Genomic DNA, 16,943 nt, shown 5'->3' on the forward strand with positions numbered 1-16,943 from the left:
ACTCTTAACACAACACGTATATACTTTATAACTAAACCAATAAGTCCCTTTCGACTCTAGAATTTAATAATCATCATTTTTCTCTGGAGTAACGATTCCTTCAATACCTGCCAAGAGTTCCTCTTCAGAAATTTCATCAAAAGAAATTGATTCTAATGGAACATTTGTATCATTGCGATAATCAGAACCACCTCGAGGGCCTGAATAATAATCTGGTTCGTCTATTTCAACATGTTTTTGAAGAGAATGTATGAAATCTTCTTTCAAATCATCAACAGCTATACCTCCACATGCAATTTCACGTAAAGATACAACGGTATTTTTATCGTTATCTCTAGAAACAGTGATATGTGATCCTTGTGATATAAGACGAGCACGATAACTTGCGAGCAAAACAAGTTCGAACCTATTATCTATCTTGTCGATACAATCTTCTACTGTAATGCGAGCCATTGAAATTCCTTTAAAAGTTTTTTTAGATTTAATAAATATCTAAAATTATCTACTTATAAGCTATAATTAAGGATATAGATACGATAAAATTGTTTAATATTCAAGTTTTTAGTGATAAAGGGTTTTATACATATCTTGCACCTTTCATATATATTCAATATTGACATATATACGCATTGCTCGTTGGGAGTGGTAATGTTTTTATTTCTATAAGCTCTAAACCTAAGACAGGATATATAAACCTGCTCTTTTAATTTTTTCTATAATACAAGAATGCAAAAGGTTGTATCTTTTGCATACCATTAAAATAAAATGGATGATTAAAAAAATGTTTGACCCTCGCGAAAAAATTACTCTTTTTATTGATGGAGCTAATTTATATGCTGCATCTAAAGCCCTTGGCTTCGATATAGATTATCGAAAGCTTCTTAAAGCATTCCAAAAACGTGGTTATCTATTACGGGCTTATTATTATACTGCACTCATAGAGGATAATGAATTTTTGTCATTACGTCCTTTAATTGATTGGCTGGATTATAATGGATATAAAGTTATCACTAAGCCTGCTAAAGAGTTTACTGATTCTATGGGTAGACGTAAGATAAAAGGAAATATGGATATTGAGCTGGCAATTGATGCCTTGGAGCAATCTGAAACGGTTGATCATTTGGTGCTCTTTTCTGGAGACGGAGATTTTACAACTTTAGTTGAAGCACTTCAAAGAAAAGGTCGTAAAGTTTCAATTGTTTCAACTATGTTGACACAACCACCAATGATCGCTGATGATTTGCGTCGACAAGCTGATAATTTTATGGATCTTTGTTATCTTAAAAATGAAATTGGGCGGGAAACACATGAAGCTCCACCACATCTTTCTGAACCAATAAATAATATACCTCCAAAAAGTTCATAAGATTGATATTTGCACATATTAAAAGGCTGTCATAATTTAAAAATAAAGAGACTAAAGAGCTATCCTCAAATAGATATAATATGTTTTTATGCATTTTATCCTTTGATCTCAAAGGAGATGTCATAAATATAACAAAAATGATATGATTATTTAAAGGAGCTATCCTTTAATTATGAATATATTTTGAGTATCTATTCAGAGGATTTTTTTAGAAAAAACGGTTGAATCTTCTTTTAATCTATAAACTATTGGCACGCCTGTTTTTATGTTAAGATCAACAATCTCGTTCTCATTAAGATTGTCCAGAAGCATAACCAGTGAGCGCAAGGAATTCCCATGCGCTGTAACTAGAATATCTTGGTTTTTAAGAATTTTTGGCAAAATGGAAGTCATATAGAAGAGCCAGACACGAGCCGCGGTATCCTTGAGGCTTTCTCCTTCCGGTGGTGCGATGTCATAAGAGCGACGCCAAATTTCAACCTGCCTCTCTCCCCATTTTTTTTTGCTTCATCTTTGTTCATACCAGAAAGATTTCCATAATCGCGTTCATTCAGCGCTTGAGAAAAAACTGGTTTCAGATCATCTTGCTTAATTTCTTCAAGAATAATCCTGCAGGTTTCCTGAGCTCGTATTAAACAGGAACTAAAGGCATAATCAAAGGTTATTTCACATTTAGAAAGTTTTTGTCCTGCTGTTTTGGCCTCATGGATTCCTAATTCTGTTAGTTGAGGATCCCGCCAACCTGTAAAAAGATTTTTAAGATTCCATTCACTTTGACCATGACGCACCAATACCAGTAAACCACTCATTTTTTTCCTCTGTACCTTCCGGAACAAGTCCTCTTAGCCCTAAAACATCAATCATTGAATATATCCCCGGTGGCTGAGAATGTGCCCAAAGCGCTGCAGTGATAGCCCCATTCGCAAAAACAGAACGATCCGTCGCGCTATGAGAAAAAGTTATCGTTTCATTTTCTCCGGCCATGATCACTGAATGCTTTCCAACAACGGATCCTCCACGCAATGTTGCAAAACCAATAGAACCCTCTTTACGAGGGCCAGATTCACTCGTACGAAGCAAAGCTGAATTGTCATGCAATGAAATGTTACGCCCCTCTGCCACTGCTTGACCAAGTAATAAGGCTGTTCCTGAAGGAGTATCCACTTTATGACGATGATGCATTTCAAAAATTTCAACATCCCAATGTGTTGAAGGTAAAGCACGGGCAGCAATTTTAGAAACTATGCTTAAAAGATTTATACCAATACTCATATTGGCTGATTTAACAATGCACGCGCCATTCAAAGCTGCAACACGAATTTCTGTCTCATCTTTCTTAGAGAAACCAGTTGTACCAATAACATGCACAAGATTCCTCTCAGCACATAATTGTGCTATAGTTATAGTATTCCCTGGTGACGAAAAATCAATCACGCCATCAACATTCTGAAGAGCAGAAACCGGATCATCAGAGAGCGCAACACCAATCTCTTCTTCTCCAGCCATCAAGCCGATATCTTCTCCTAATCTGTCACTAATATGTCGAGTAATAGCTTCCTGTAAAATAATATGAGGCTTCAACCAAGGAATTGTTAAAAGAGCCTTTATTACAGCCCTACCCATTCTTCCTTCTGCACCAACAATGGCGATTCTCATCGGCTTGACTGTCATTACTCTCTCTTTCAAAGCTGATTATTTCAATAGACATTATCAGCAATACAATATCGTGTTAATCATTTTTTATTCAATAATTAACGAAACCAGCGTTGACTTGCTCCTTCTATCAAAGAGTAATTATTGAAATTACGAACATAGGAAGCCATGCCAAGGAGAGCAATACAAGGATGGGTTATTCTATACGTAGGTATCTTGCTCATAAAAGCCTGATGAGGAGCCTTATCTTTAAAGGATACCTCAAAGTCATCCTCGGACAAGGCTTCTATGATATTTTCAGGGATGCCACCAGAAAGATAAACACCCCCAAGCGCCATAAAAACCAGCGCAATATCAGCAGCAACCCTGCCAAGGTACTGGCAAAAAAGTTTTATTGTTTCATAAGCAACAGGATCATGGGATCTGGAGGCAGTAATTTCCTGAGATTGAGGACATGTTATGTCTTTAATTTTATCAGCAGCGCAAATAGCCTTGTAAATATTCATAAGCCCCCTTCCAGAGAGCAATTGTTCAGCTGAAATACGTCCTCCAATCTTTTCAAGATAAGGAAAAATTTCAAAATCACGTTTTGAACGTGGCCCAATATCAATATGTCCTGCCTCTCCAGAAACTGGAATCCAACAATTCTTACTCCGTATCAAGGCGGCAATACCCAATCCTGTTCCTGGGCCAAGAATGACCCGGGATGCAAAATTATTCTTTTTTATATCAAAAACATTACAATGACCAACAGGCGCATAATTCTTTTCAGAAATATCTGCTATCGCCAATGCCTGTGCTGCAAAATCATTAATCACAAGAATATCTTCAAGGGATGTCTGGGTAAATAATGTTGTTGGCTCAATAGACCATTTATAATTTGTTAATTTAACATTAGGACCGCCAGCAGGTCCAGCAACAGCAAGGATAGAAGAACTAGGTTGACAGGATACTTTCTCAAGAACTGTCTGTTGAATAGCTTGCTCTAAAGTGTCAAAGTTTAGTGTACTCACCTTAGGGAAAAGGACCATCTCTGAATCTCTATCCGGTAATACAGCAAACCTGGCATTTGTTCCTCCAATATCAGCAAGAAGAACAGGAAAAGAAAGAGGGAAATCTCTGCTTGAAGAATCAATCATGAGACAATTATTTCTTTAAACAATAGTTTTGTCATAGTTCAACCAAAAAACTTGATTTAAGATAAAACACATAAATAAATCAATTCATCAAATCAGGAAACACCTTATAATTTATAAGGTTATTCTTTAAAATTTATTACGAGTATAAGCCAATATACAATATTATCAATAACTACAAATTTCATGCATAAAAAAATCTTTTATATCAATATCAAAAAATAATTTTTCTAGAAATAATGGTTTATAAAGTATCTTTTTTTTAAAAAGAAGGGTTACCCACCCATTATTTAAAATCATACGACGATATATCATTCCTTCTCTCCTATAAGATGCAATTACCTTCCAGCATTGAGAATCAAGAATTCCTGATAGAATAACAAAACCCTTGGGGTTTAAATGCCTCACCAATTGTGGTGCTATCTTTATTAAAGGATCAGCAAGAATATTTGCAACAATTAAATCAAATTTTGATTTTCTATGAAAAGTTCTTGCTTCAAAATTTGTAGATACATCAAAACTTGTTTTTAAACTCACATGGTTTAAAACAGCATTTTCTTGAGCTATACGAATGGCTATTGGATCCGAATCCACACCAAAAACAGAAATTTTTGCACTCTTGGCTATCGCTATCGCAAGAATACCGCTTCCTGTACCAAGATCCAGGGCATTTTTAAATGTTCGCAATCTTGTTAATTGATCAATAAACTCAAGGCATCCAACAGTTGTTTCATGATGACCTGTGCCAAAAGCTTGATTTGCCTCAATCTCAATGGTAAAGTTATGGGCATTGATAACATTGTGCCGATCATGTGCTCCATGAATAATAAAACGTCCAACATGGATTGGCTTCAGTTCTGATATTGATTTCGAAATCCAGTCAATTTCTGGTAAAATTTCCTTATGAATAAGGCCATTAAAGTTAATGTCCTGCAAAAGAGAAACAAGTCGAGTTCGGATATCAGATTCTTCATGGGAGTTTACATAGAGAGATATTTCGGAAATATCAGACTTTTCATTTATTTCTACAGTGGAAATAGCGTAATGACTCTCCCAAAAAGAACAAGATAAAAGTTCAAAAAACTCTTCAACCCTTTTCTTTTTATCTTGTATATAAAGACGAATTTCACTCATATTCAGTGTTTAAATTTTCTCTGTTTAAAAATGATAAAATATCCGCTGTGAAAGAAAAATCTTCTTTCTTCATCTGAAAAAACCTGTCATAAAAAATATACTTTTTCAATGATTTGCTTCATCAACAGCATCAACATCATGAATACAAAAACCTGCTTTCATCACCGAAATTGAAAAAACACGCTCTACTGAATGTTCCAGTGCACCGTTTAAAAGCCCCGATTCAGGTAAAAATTCTTTGGAAAGCTCCAATTTTTTTATGGGCTCTAAAGAAATACGGCGAACCCAAAACATTGTTCCAAAGAAAAAATCAAGCTGCAGGTTTTTAGTCGGAAAGTTCATTCTTTTTGTTAAAGAAAAAACACGAGTATTCTTTTCCTGCCTCCTGATAAAACGTGAATAAGGCATTCGTCGACGATATCTACGAGAACCTATCATCCCGATAGAAGGATTATTTTTAAATGTCTCAATAATACGAACCGCTGTATTTGGTGCTCCAAGAAGATCATAAAATAACCAACGTCTCCATAAGGTTCCTTCAATCGGAGAACGCTTTTGATGTCTCGACTCCTTGCCATGAATCTTGCAAATATAATCATACTGATCGAGTTTCCCAGATTCAAGCAAAGTCAAAAAAGGCTTTATATCACGACCTTTATTTTCCATAAAATAGACATGAGCAGAAGGAAAAAGTTTTAAAAACTCCGGCTCGAGAAACCTATTTTCTTCAACAGTTGTAATCATTAAGTCAAAAAAGAAATTTAATCCCGAAAGCAGATGAGCAATTTCAAACCATCTTTCTGCATAAAACACATGAACTACTATGACTACTTTAGAATTTAAATCTATTTTTTTGCAATTATTTTCAGAAGAAAGCGTTTGCCATCCCTCAAAGAGATGAGGAATATAGGTAAATTGTTTACTATCAAAAGGCATAAGAGACTTCGTCATAAAGCGGTTTATACTCCTGAAAAAAGAATTTTCTTGCCGCGAACCTGATGGAAGCACATAAAATCCTTCAAAACACAACTTTTTGTATTTTATAGACGTAAAGCATACACGTAAAAAAATAAAAAAACTTTCAAGCAATGTTGTTGTTTCTATAAAAAAATCCTGACTAGCAAAATGTAACTTTTGAAATGGAAACACTAAAATTACATAACTTCCTTTACCAATTATCGGTATAAAAACATTTCTGCTGCCTTTTTGATCTTTTACACCAAGAGAATAGACAACGCGTTGCGTTGTATCTCGTTTCGGTTTCAACCTATATGATTTCATAGTATTACCAATGAAGATTAATTTATTGTAGTATTTTTTGAGGATATAATTTAATGTATATATATGCTTAAATTTTTATCTAATACCAAGAAACTTATGTGTTTGTACACTAAGACGCCATTTCGGATGAGATAAACAATAATCAATGGCTAATTCGGTATTTTTGTGAATATCTGGACCATCCATTGGCTGCAATAAAAATCTTTTAAAGTCAAGAGAAAGGTATCGTTCTGGTGGAGATTCTTTTTGTGGAAAAACAAGTTTTAATTCTTGTCCTTTCTTGATTTTGAGATCGTAGTTTCCTTTAGGACTCACACAAATCCAATCAAGACCATCCGGTGCTTCTACTGTGCCATTAGTTTCAACTGCAATTTCAAAATTACGCTGATTTAAGGCTTTTATTAATGGAACATCAACTTGTAGCAAAGGTTCCCCTCCTGTGAGAACACAGAACCTTTCACTTTCACCGCCTTTCCACTCTGAGAGAATAGCATCTGCAAGTCCTTCAGCACTATACTTCCCTCCCTTGCTCCCATCGATACCGACAAAATCTGTATCACAGAAATAACACTGCGCAGTAATACGATCCTGTTCTCTCCCGGACCAAAGATTGCATCCAGAAAATCGGCAAAAAACAGCGGCACGCCCCGCATATGTACCTTCTCCTTGAAGGGTCAAAAAAATTTCTTTTACAGAATAAGATTTCATCTCTTATATCCATTGATATTGATTATGTTTTAAAATTATAGCGCATAAGATCAGGATATGATATTATTTCTTTACCTCACCACTCCTCATCATAATCAATATCATAGTATTTAAGTCCTTTTTAAATTATTTCTTCGCTCTTTTCTAGCAACTTCAGAACAACAACATATATTATCCAGTTTTTATAGAAAATTGATAGTATCAATGAGAATTATTTGCTCATTAGAATCACTATAAGGGCATACCCAGGCTCCTCAGAACACGCATGCGAAGTTCAAAATCGGCTATTTGCATTCTGAGGTTGGAACATCAAAAATAGATTAAAATGAAATCCGTTCTGTTTTGTGCACAAATTGGTTGACAGGCACATCATACATAAGATACCGCTTTGTGCAAAATATGGTTGGATATCAAAATGACAGAGTTCGCAGGTTCGGCTGCATCACAAGCTGATTTTATCTGGAAGAATGCGGAAGACCTTTGGGGTGACTTTAAACACACAGATTTCGGCAAGATTATTCTGCCATTCACGTTGCTGCGCAGATTGGAGTGCGCCTTAGAGTCAACGCGGGAGGATGTCAGAAACGCTTATCTATCTTACAGGGATTCGGGCATTGAGCTTGATACGATTCTCCGCCAGACGGCTGGTTATCCCTTCTACAACACTTCCGAATATTCTCTTTCAACACTTGGTAGTACTAAGACACGACGCAACCTTGAAGGTTACATCGCTCTTTTTTCGGATAACGCTAGAGCAATTTTTGAAGAATTCGAGTTTTTTAACACGGTTGTACGCTTAGATAAAGTCGGGCTCCTCTATACTATTTGCAAAAATTTCGCAGCTATCGATCTGCATCCCGATGTGGTTCCAGACCGCGTGATGAGCAACATCTATGAACAGCTGATTAGGCGCTTTGGCGCAGAGGTCAATGAAGGCGCGGAAGATTTCATGACGCCTCGTGACATCGTGCATCTTGCCACAGCGCTGTTGCTTGACCCTGACAATGCCTTGTTTGAAGAGAATCCCGGCCTGATCCGTACATTGTATGACCCGACATGCGGTACTGGTGGATTCCTGACTGATGCGATGAATCACGTTGCCGATTATGGCAGTCATTACAAGATTCCCCCGGTACTGGTTCCGCATGGGCAAGAGCTGGAGCCGGAAACCCATGCCGTTTGTGTCGCAGGTATGCTGATTCGCCGTCTAGAGTCCGATCCGGGACGTGACCTGTCCAAAAATATCTGGCAAGGCAGCACGCTTTCCAACGATAAGTTTGCCGGTGAGCGCTTCCATTACTGCTTGTCCAATCCGCCTTTCGGCAAGAAATGGGAGAAGGACAAAAAAGCCGTCGAGGATGAGTATGAAAAAGGCGAACTAGGCCGCTTCGGGCCAGGCCTGCCGAAGATCAGCGATAGCTCTATGCTGTTTTTGATGCACCTCGCCAGCAAGCTGGAACTGCCGATCAATGGCGGTGGCCGTGCCGCTATCGTGTTATCCGGCTCACCGCTGTTCAATGGTGGAGCAGCTTCTGGTGAATCGGAAATTCGTCGTTGGTTGCTGGAAAACGACCTGATTGAAGCCATTGTGGCGCTGCCAACGGATCTGTTCTTCCGTACCAATATCGCTACCTATCTGTGGATTCTGTCTAACAAGAAACCGGAGGAGCGTAAGGGCAAGGTGCAGTTGATCAACGCCACTGACCTGTGGACTTCAATCCGTAACGAAGGTAAAAAACGCCGCATTGTCAGTGATGACCAACGAGCCCAGATTTTGGAGGTCTACGCCGCTGGGGAAACCAATGAGCTTTCCCGGATGCTGGACTATCGAACCTTTGGCTATCGTCGCATCAAGGTGCTGCGCCCGCTACGCATGACGCTGGAGCTGGATAACGCAGGCATGAAGCGCCTTGAATCTGAAGCCGCTTGGGTTAAGCTCTCTGACGAGCATAAAGAATTCTGGCAGGAAGCCCTCAAGCCTCTGCTCGGACAAACGCAGACCTATGGCTGGGCAGAAACTTTCGCCAGGGGTGCTATCAAGTCTGACAAGGCCAATACACTCAAAGTTAAAGCTAACAAGACCTTGATCACTGCGCTGATCAATGCCTTTGGTCACAAATCCCCTGAAGCCGAACCAGTCACCGATGCCAATAGGAATCTGGTGCCCGACACCGATTTGACCGATTACGAGAACGTCCCCTATCTGGAAAGCATCAAGGACTACTTCGCCCGCGAGGTGCTGCCCTACGTCCCGGACGCCTATCTGGACGAGAGCTTTACCGATACCCGAGATGGTCAACTAGGCCGGGTCGGTTATGAGATCAACTTCAACCGTTTCTTCTACCAGTATCAGCCGCCGCGCAAGCTGCACGCCATTGACGAAGACTTGAAGCAGGTAGAAGCCGAGATTGCCGAATTATTGGCAGAGGTGGCAAGCGAATGAGCCAGTACAAAGCGTATCCTGCGTACAAGGATTCCGGCGTTGAGTGGATTGGGCAGGTGCCGGAACATTGGAAAATAGCTCAACTTAAGAGGCTAGTTTCAATTCAGAATGGTAGTGACCACAAAGCGATTGAAACGGATGAAGGCTACCCTGTTTATGGATCAGGGGGGCAATTCGCATATGCCTCAAATTACATGCACGAAGGTGAATCGGTGTTGCTCGGCAGGAAGGGTACGATTGATCGCCCTATGTATGTGAATGATAAATTCTGGACAGTAGATACTATCTATTGGACAAAAATATTGCCCAATGCAAATGGAAAATTTTGTTATTACGCGGCCACTACCATTCCCTTCTTGTACTACTCAACAAATACAGCGTTGCCTAGCATGACTCAAACCTCGTTGGGGGCGCACCTAATGGCTTATCCTCCACTAGTTGAACAAGCCGCCATCGCAGCCACCCTCGACCGCGAAACCGCCCGGATTGATGCGCTGATTGGCAAAACGGAGCAAAGTATCACTCTGCTCAAAGAACGCCGCGCCGCCTTTATTACTGCCGCTGTGACCGGCCAGATTGATTTGCGAGGAGAACAATAAATGCGAGCATCAGCACATCAGGAAAAACACTTCCAGCAATACATCATCGACCGTCTGGTAGACCAGGGTTGGAAGCTCGGTGATACAAAGTTCTATGACACTGAGCGGGCGGTGTACCCCGAAGACCTGGAAAGCTGGATCAAAACCAGCGGCCAGCAGGAAAAGTGGGACAAGCTGGAACGGCTCAATGGAGCCAAGACCCTTGAAGTGCTGATAGCGCGGCTGGTTAAGGCGCTGGAAAAGCAAGGTACCATTAAGGTGCTGCGCCAGGGATTCTCTATTGCCGGTTGTGGCTTGATCGAGATGACCGAGGCCGCGCCGGAAGACCAGCGCAATGCATTGATCATTGAGCGCTATCAGGCTAATATCCTGCGCGTGGTGCCCGAGCTGAAATATCACCCGGCGCAGGAATTTGCCATTGATCTGGTGCTGTTTATCAATGGCCTGCCTGTGGCTACGGTCGAATTGAAGACTGACTTCACCCAGTCCTGCGAAGCCGCCATGGATCAATACCGCAATGACCGCCTACCATATGACTCCAAGACCAAACGTCGGGAGCCATTGCTGGCCTTCAAGCGTGGTGCGGTGGTGCATTTCGCTATGTCGGATTCCGAAATCATGATGGCAACCAAGCTGGACGGGGAAAACACCTTCTTCCTGCCGTTCAACAAGGGGCGCAAGGACGAAAGCGGGACCGTCCATGCAGGCAACCCGCCCGGCGACATCAAGCCGGACGGTAACCAGGAATATCCGGTAGCGTACTTCTGGGAGTCGGTCTGCCAGCCGGATGCCTGGCTACGGATTTTCCATAGCTTTGTCTACATCGAGAAAAAGGACGTGGTGGATATTCAGGGAAACTGGTTGAAGAAAGAGACCCTGATTTTCCCACGCTTCCACCAGTGGACGGCAGTGAACCAGATGCTGGCCGATGCCCGCCAGAACGGCACAGGTATGACCTACCTGTGTGATCACAGCGCCGGTTCGGGTAAAACCAGCACCATTTCCTGGACGGCCCATGATTTGGTGAAGCTGCGTGAAGACAATGGCGATGCCGTATTTAACAGTGTGATTATCGTCACCGACCGCAACGTACTCGATGGGCAACTTCAGGACGCGGTGAAGCAGATTGACCACCAGTTTGGTGTGATCGCCGCTATTGACCGGCAAAAGTCGTCCAAGCCCAAGAGCAATCAGCTCTCGGAAGCTCTGTTGGCTGGTACGCCGATTGTCATTGTCACAATCCAGACCTTCCCTTACGCAATGGAAGCCATCATCACCGACAAGGCTCTGAAGGGGAAAAACTTCGCCGTGATCATTGATGAGGCGCACAACTCGCAGACCGGCTCTACCGCTGCCAAGCTACAAGCAGCGTTGGGGATGAGTGGGCAAGGCAAGATGTCTACCATGACGGTGGATGAGCTACTGGAGCAACTGCAAAAGTCCCGCGCTCGCCCGAACAATATCAGCTACTTCGCTTTTACCGGTACACCAAAGCATTCCACCCTGATGCTGTTTGGTCGTCCGATCGATCCGAGCCAACCGGCCTCGGACGATAACCCGCCGAAAGCCTTTCACCTGTACACCATGCGTCAGGCCATCGAAGAGAAGTTCATTCTCGATGTGCTGAAAGGCTATGTGCCCTACAAAACGGCCTTCAACCTCTCCAAGCAGGTTGAGGACAGCAAGCGGGTAAGCGGCAAGGCGGCAAAACGCGCTCTGGCACAGTGGATGTCCCTGCACCCCACCAATGTGACCCAGAAGGTGCAGTTTATCGTCGAGCACTTCACCAAGAACGTCGCCCACCGGCTGGATGGCAAGGCCAAAGCGATGGTGGTGACCAGCTCCCGTGCTGCAGCTATTCGCTACAAGAAGGCGTTTGATCGCTATATAGAACAGCATAGCGAATACGGCTTTATTCACTCACTTATAGCCTTCTCTGGCAAGATGACCGGCAAGCAGGTGATACACCAGGACGATGGTGAGTTCAATAATGATGTATTCATCGTTGATGAGAATGATGTATTCACCGAGCAGAGCATGAACCCGGACTTGCACGGTCAGGATCTGCGCTTTGCCTTTGACCGTCCTGAGTACCGGGTAATATTGGTGACCGACAAGTTCCAGACCGGCTTTGACCAGCCCAAGCTGGTCGCTATGTATGTCGACAAGAAGATCGCCAACCATGTGGAGATCGTGCAGACCTTCGCTCGCCTGAATCGGATCGCACCGGGCAAGGATGAGGTATTTATCATCGACTTCGTAAACGACCCGGAAAACGTGCGCAAAGCCTTTGCTACCTACGACAACGGCGCCCACATTGATGAAATTCAAGACCTTAACGTGGTCTATGAGATCAAGGCGCGTCTGGACGAACATGACCTGTATGACGAGAAGGACTTGGCCGCGTTCAAGGAAGCCCGTTTCAAGACGATCCGCGACATCACCCATACCCAATCTCCGCAGCACAAAGCGCTGTACGCCGCTACCGCTGGGGCGACTGCCTTGTACAATGACAAGTTGAAAATGCTCCGCGATGGCATGGCTACCTGGGAAGCTGCCTTTGAGAAGGCTTACGCCAAGGGCGACGAAGCGGGCATGAAGTCTGCCGAGCACCATCAGGACGAATACGCCAAGCAGATCAAGACGCTGATAGGCTTCAAGTCGGATTTGGGGCATTTCTGTCGTACCTATTCCTATATCGCCCAACTGATTGATTTTGGCGACCCTGAGCTGGAGAACTTCGCTGCCTTTGCCAAGCTGCTGCAAAAACGCCTACTGCATGAAGCACCGGAAATCGTGGATTTGACCGGTCTGGTGCTCACCGGCTTTGACATCAATGCTCGCCAGGACAAAACCGAGGACGAAGGTGAAGCCCCGGTACTGAAACCTACAGGTGCAGGAGGCGGTGGCGTCGCAGGTGACAAGCCGAAATTCGTCAAAGAGATTATCGAACGGCTCAACAGCCTGTTTGGTGAAGCTACCCCGATTCAGGATCAGGTGGCCTTCGTCAATCAGATTTCCTCAATTACTGGCGAAAGTGATGTGGTAATGGCCCAGGTGGAAAGCAACACCCGCGAGCAGGCCATGAAAGGCAACCTGCCCGGAGCGGTGCAACAGGCTGTGGTTCGTGCTCTTTCCAGCCATCAGAAACTTGCTACGCAAGTGCTTAAATCCGACCGACAGGGTATGTCAGCTCTGGTCGATGTGATTTATGACCTGCTGCGTGGCGCTACAAACATAGACCTGGACGCGGACTAACCGGATGCTCGATCTATTAAATTTGCCGGGCATCAAGCCTGTCGATATGTACACGGAGAGCAAGGCGCTCATTATTGTCGCAGAGGCTGATGATACCGCTACGCCAGTATGCACGGCTTGCAAAATTCCGATGCACAAGCACGGCACCCGAAAAAACAAGTTTTCGGATACACCACTTCATATGCGGCCCGTTCGCCTTGAAGTTCAGAGACCGCGCTTTCGGTGTGAAAGTTGCGGGAAAATGTTCATGCAGGAGATGAGTTTTCTGGATGATAAACGTCGGGCAACCCGGCGTCTGGTGGACGTTATCCGGCAACAGTGTCTTGGTATGACCTTTCGTGCGCTGGCTGATCAAACCGGCGTTGCGGTCAATACGGTTAAAAATATCGCTCATGACCTGATTCAGCAGCTTGAGCAGACCGTTCGCTACGAAACCCCGGTTATCATGGGGATTGACGAGGTGAACCTCGCGGGCGGTTATCGTTGCGTCATTACCAACCTTGCGACAAACAACGTGTTTGAAGTGCTGGAACTGCGTACTCAGGATCATCTGAAGCCGTTCTTTAGGGCGCTGCCTGACCGTGAAAAGGTAGAGTGGGTTTGCACGGATATGTGGCGCCCATTCAAGCACTCTTTTTCTGAATTTCTCCCCAACGCCAAGCTGGTGATCAATAAGTTTCACGTAGTGAAAATGGCGTCTGAGGCATTGGAAGAAGAGCGTAAAAAGTATCAGGCTCAACTGAGCAAAGATGAACGGATTAAAGTCAAAAAGTCAATTCGCTGGATGACATTGAAACGCCCAAACAACCTGACCCCGGCAGAACAAGAAGCGTTGGCAATCGTTCACGAAAAGATCCCGGCACTCGCTGTTGCTTATGACTTCAAAGAAAGCTTTTTTGCCATCTATGACGAGCCAGATAAACAACAGGCTAAACATGCTTTTGAAGCGTGGAAAAACAGCTTACCAGATAAAAGCATGGAGCCTTTCAGAAAATTGGTGAAAACGGTTCACAATCATTACGACGACATTTTCGCCTATTGGGATGCACCATTACGCATTACTAATAACTATACCGAAGGGCTAAATGGTTTGATCAAAATATCGAATCGTTTAGGACGAGGCTACAGCTACGAGATAATCCGGGCCAAAACACTGTATTCAGCCGAAGCCCGCAAAGTCGGCAGTGGCATTCGTTCAGGACGTGAAAAGGTTGAATATGGACCTCACATTCCTACGCTGCTCAAACAAGTTGAAAGCGGTGAGCTTGATTAGAGATTAAATCCAACCAGCGTCTATTTGGGAATTACTACAAGATTTTGGTGAAATCCAACCGGTTAATAGTTTCACTTGAAGAGACAATCTAGGGTTAGAAAGGGAGAGTTACAACTCTAGAATGCAAATAACCAAAAAATCTTTACGCAGTCTGCTGCTTTATCTTTTAAAGATATTAAAATCATGAGCATATTTTAAAAGATCTTCACGTGAGAGCTGAAAATTTGAATCTATCCAAACTTCTGTCAGGAAAGAAAGACTTTCTCCTACTTTTTTTCCAGGTAAAATCCCAAATGCCAATATATCACTGCCTTTTAAAGGAAAAACAGGTTTTACCCACTTTAAAGTTTCTTCTAAAAGAAAGATTATTCTAGCCTTATCTTTATCATTCAAAGGAACAGCAGTTGTTGCCAGAAATATTTTCAATTTTGCTGCAATAACATGTTTACCATGCTGATACAGTAATTTATTCAGCTCTGTAATAGAGGTGTTTTGAGTAATAGTAACAGGTTGTTGACATAAAAAAAGATATACCTTTTCTTTAGAAGAAAAACGCAGTCTTTTTGCAAGTTCTGTAACCCTCACAACATCATGAGAAGGAATGATAGCGGCCAATCTTAAAAGCGGATCAGGTTGCCAACCGAATTTATGTTCTTCAGCGATAAGCCTTATCAAGTGATCCTTTATAAGGAAACTTCTACTTTCAGGTATAATGTTTTCTGCAATACCACTACGACACATCCAAAAAATAGATTGAACAGGATTAGCGGCTTCCAATAGCTTTTTCATTTCTAGCCAAATCCGTTCAGCAGAAAGCTTTTTCAGGTTATTTTTAGCACGTATTGCTGCACGCAACCCCACAAAGTCAGGTCGTTTTCCTCCATAATGCGCAAAAAAACGAAAAAATCGAAGTATTCGCAAATAATCTTCAGAAATACGCTCATCTGCATTACCAATAAATCGTACAGTACGAGTTTGAATATCAGCCAAACCATTTACAAGATCAATGATTCTACCATCACAATCAGCATATAAAGCATTTATTGTGAAGTCTCTTCTATGGGCATCAATAGACCAATCATCAATAAAAACAACTTGAGCATGTCGACCATCAGTGACAAGATCATTTCTTAAAGTTGTAACATCAAATATTCTTTTATGAGAGAACACTTTCACTGTACCATGACTGATACCGATTGGTATAGCTTTCAAACCAGCCTTTTGAGCACGTTGCATAACATCTTTAGGGGAAAGAGTTGTGGCTATATCAATATCCTTGACTTCCAGATTCATTAAACTATCCCGAATAGCTCCTCCTACTATACGAGCTGTTCCTCCTTGGGTATTCAATAATCTAAGAAGCTGCGTTAATTCAGGAGAATGAAACCATTTTTCATCAGCAATTGAAAGCATATTCATGTATGCTCCCTTTTTTATGTAATCGTATAAAATTTCTTAAAATATTTCATATCGTCTTGATTCTATCGCGAGTATTGATAATTTCTACTCCACTCTCATGCATTTCTTGAATAGCAGCTTGTGTGCCTTTATCACTAATACCACGACTCGCATCTTTAATGAAGAAGACTTTTATTGTGGGAAGCTTTTTAACAGCATCAAGCGCTGAAAATTTTACACAATAGTCAATGGCAAGGCCACATAAATCAAGTTGTGTTATTTTCTTTGAAATCAAATAATCAGCAAGACCTGTTGAAACTCCTTCTGCATCGGCAAATGCGGAATAGCTATCAACGAAGGGATTTTGACCTTTTTTTTGGATATAATCAATTTTCTTAATGTTAAGAGATGAGCTGAGTTCTGAATCAAAACTCCCTGCAATACAATGGTCTGGCCAAAGCATTTGCGGTTTACCTGAAAGTTCGCCTATCTGAAAAGGTTGTTTCCCTGGATGTTGAGAAGCAAATGAACCATGATGAGGAGGATGCCAATCCTGTGACGCCACAATAATGTCGTAGCCGCCTTTTTCTATTAAACTGTTAACAATGGGTATTATTGATTCGCCGTCAGGAACCGGAAGGCTTCCACCAGAAATAAAAGAATTTTGGAGATCAATAACAAGCAAAGCTTTCAT

The 16,943-nt window shown here is 42.2% G+C and carries 13 protein-coding genes and 1 pseudogene; 5 read left to right on the plus strand and 9 right to left on the minus strand.

The annotated features are described in order from the left end of the window. Positions 1-63: 63 nt before the first annotated feature. Positions 64-453, minus strand: coding sequence for a DNA-directed RNA polymerase subunit omega (gene rpoZ, locus B488_RS03355; protein ID WP_015273113.1), 390 nt, complete (start codon positions 451-453; stop codon positions 64-66). 328 nt (positions 454-781) lie between these two features. On the opposite strand from rpoZ, the gene B488_RS03360 reads away from it, so the two are divergent. Continuing rightward, positions 782-1,366, plus strand: a complete 585-nt coding sequence (locus B488_RS03360) for a LabA-like NYN domain-containing protein (RefSeq protein ID WP_015273114.1) — start codon at positions 782-784, stop codon at positions 1,364-1,366. A gap of 195 nt (positions 1,367-1,561) precedes the next feature. Here the strand turns inward: B488_RS03360 and B488_RS03365 are convergent. The 6 genes and pseudogenes from B488_RS03365 to queE form a co-directional block, all read right to left on the minus strand. Continuing rightward, positions 1,562-2,175: pseudogene (locus B488_RS03365) on the minus strand (2,3-bisphosphoglycerate-dependent phosphoglycerate mutase). Beyond that, positions 2,135-3,037 carry a 4-hydroxy-tetrahydrodipicolinate reductase gene (gene dapB / locus B488_RS03370; protein ID WP_015273116.1) on the minus strand — a complete coding sequence of 301 codons (903 nt, stop codon included), beginning with the start codon at positions 3,035-3,037 and terminating at the stop codon, positions 2,135-2,137. The pseudogene B488_RS03365 and the gene dapB overlap by 41 nt, the downstream one beginning before the upstream one ends. An 80-nt stretch (positions 3,038-3,117) precedes the next feature. Then, a complete protein-coding gene (locus tag B488_RS03375) occupies positions 3,118-4,158 on the minus strand; it encodes an ROK family protein (RefSeq protein WP_015273117.1) in 1,041 nt (346 codons plus the stop codon). A gap of 165 nt (positions 4,159-4,323) precedes the next feature. After that, on the minus strand, positions 4,324-5,289 hold the full coding sequence (locus B488_RS03380; protein ID WP_015273118.1) for a 50S ribosomal protein L11 methyltransferase: 966 nt from the start codon (positions 5,287-5,289) through the stop codon (positions 4,324-4,326). 105 nt (positions 5,290-5,394) lie between these two features. After that, entirely contained in the window at positions 5,395-6,570 is a 1,176-nt protein-coding gene (locus B488_RS03385) for a rhamnan synthesis F family protein (protein ID WP_041770675.1), read from the minus strand. Between the two features lie 75 nt (positions 6,571-6,645). Beyond that, a complete protein-coding gene (gene queE, locus B488_RS03390; RefSeq protein ID WP_015273121.1) occupies positions 6,646-7,278 on the minus strand; it encodes a 7-carboxy-7-deazaguanine synthase in 633 nt (210 codons plus the stop codon). Positions 7,279-7,693: 415 nt separating this feature from the next. On the opposite strand from queE, the gene B488_RS03395 reads away from it, so the two are divergent. The 4 genes from B488_RS03395 to B488_RS03410 are packed head-to-tail and all read left to right on the plus strand — an operon-like array spanning position 7,694 to position 14,851. Then, positions 7,694-9,721, plus strand: coding sequence for a type I restriction-modification system subunit M (locus B488_RS03395; RefSeq protein ID WP_015273122.1), 2,028 nt, complete (start codon positions 7,694-7,696; stop codon positions 9,719-9,721). After that, on the plus strand, positions 9,718-10,320 hold the full coding sequence (locus tag B488_RS03400; protein WP_015273123.1) for a restriction endonuclease subunit S: 603 nt from the start codon (positions 9,718-9,720) through the stop codon (positions 10,318-10,320). Before B488_RS03395 ends, B488_RS03400 begins: the two co-directional genes overlap by 4 nt. Continuing rightward, complete coding sequence (locus tag B488_RS03405) at positions 10,321-13,578, plus strand: type I restriction endonuclease subunit R (RefSeq protein WP_015273124.1); 3,258 nt, start codon at positions 10,321-10,323, stop codon at positions 13,576-13,578. Between the two features lie 4 nt (positions 13,579-13,582). Next, positions 13,583-14,851: an ISL3 family transposase gene (locus B488_RS03410; protein WP_041770677.1), complete on the plus strand. Its 1,269-nt coding sequence runs from the start codon at positions 13,583-13,585 to the stop codon at positions 14,849-14,851. Between the two features lie 159 nt (positions 14,852-15,010). On the opposite strand, the gene B488_RS03415 is transcribed toward B488_RS03410, so the two are convergent. Further along, complete coding sequence (locus B488_RS03415) at positions 15,011-16,264, minus strand: CCA tRNA nucleotidyltransferase (protein WP_041771081.1); 1,254 nt, start codon at positions 16,262-16,264, stop codon at positions 15,011-15,013. A gap of 52 nt (positions 16,265-16,316) precedes the next feature. Beyond that, on the minus strand, positions 16,317-16,943 hold the full coding sequence (pncA, locus tag B488_RS03420) for a bifunctional nicotinamidase/pyrazinamidase (protein ID WP_015273127.1): 627 nt from the start codon (positions 16,941-16,943) through the stop codon (positions 16,317-16,319).

The organism is Liberibacter crescens BT-1 (genome assembly GCF_000325745.1).
Taxonomy (GTDB): domain Bacteria; phylum Pseudomonadota; class Alphaproteobacteria; order Rhizobiales; family Rhizobiaceae; genus Liberibacter; species Liberibacter crescens.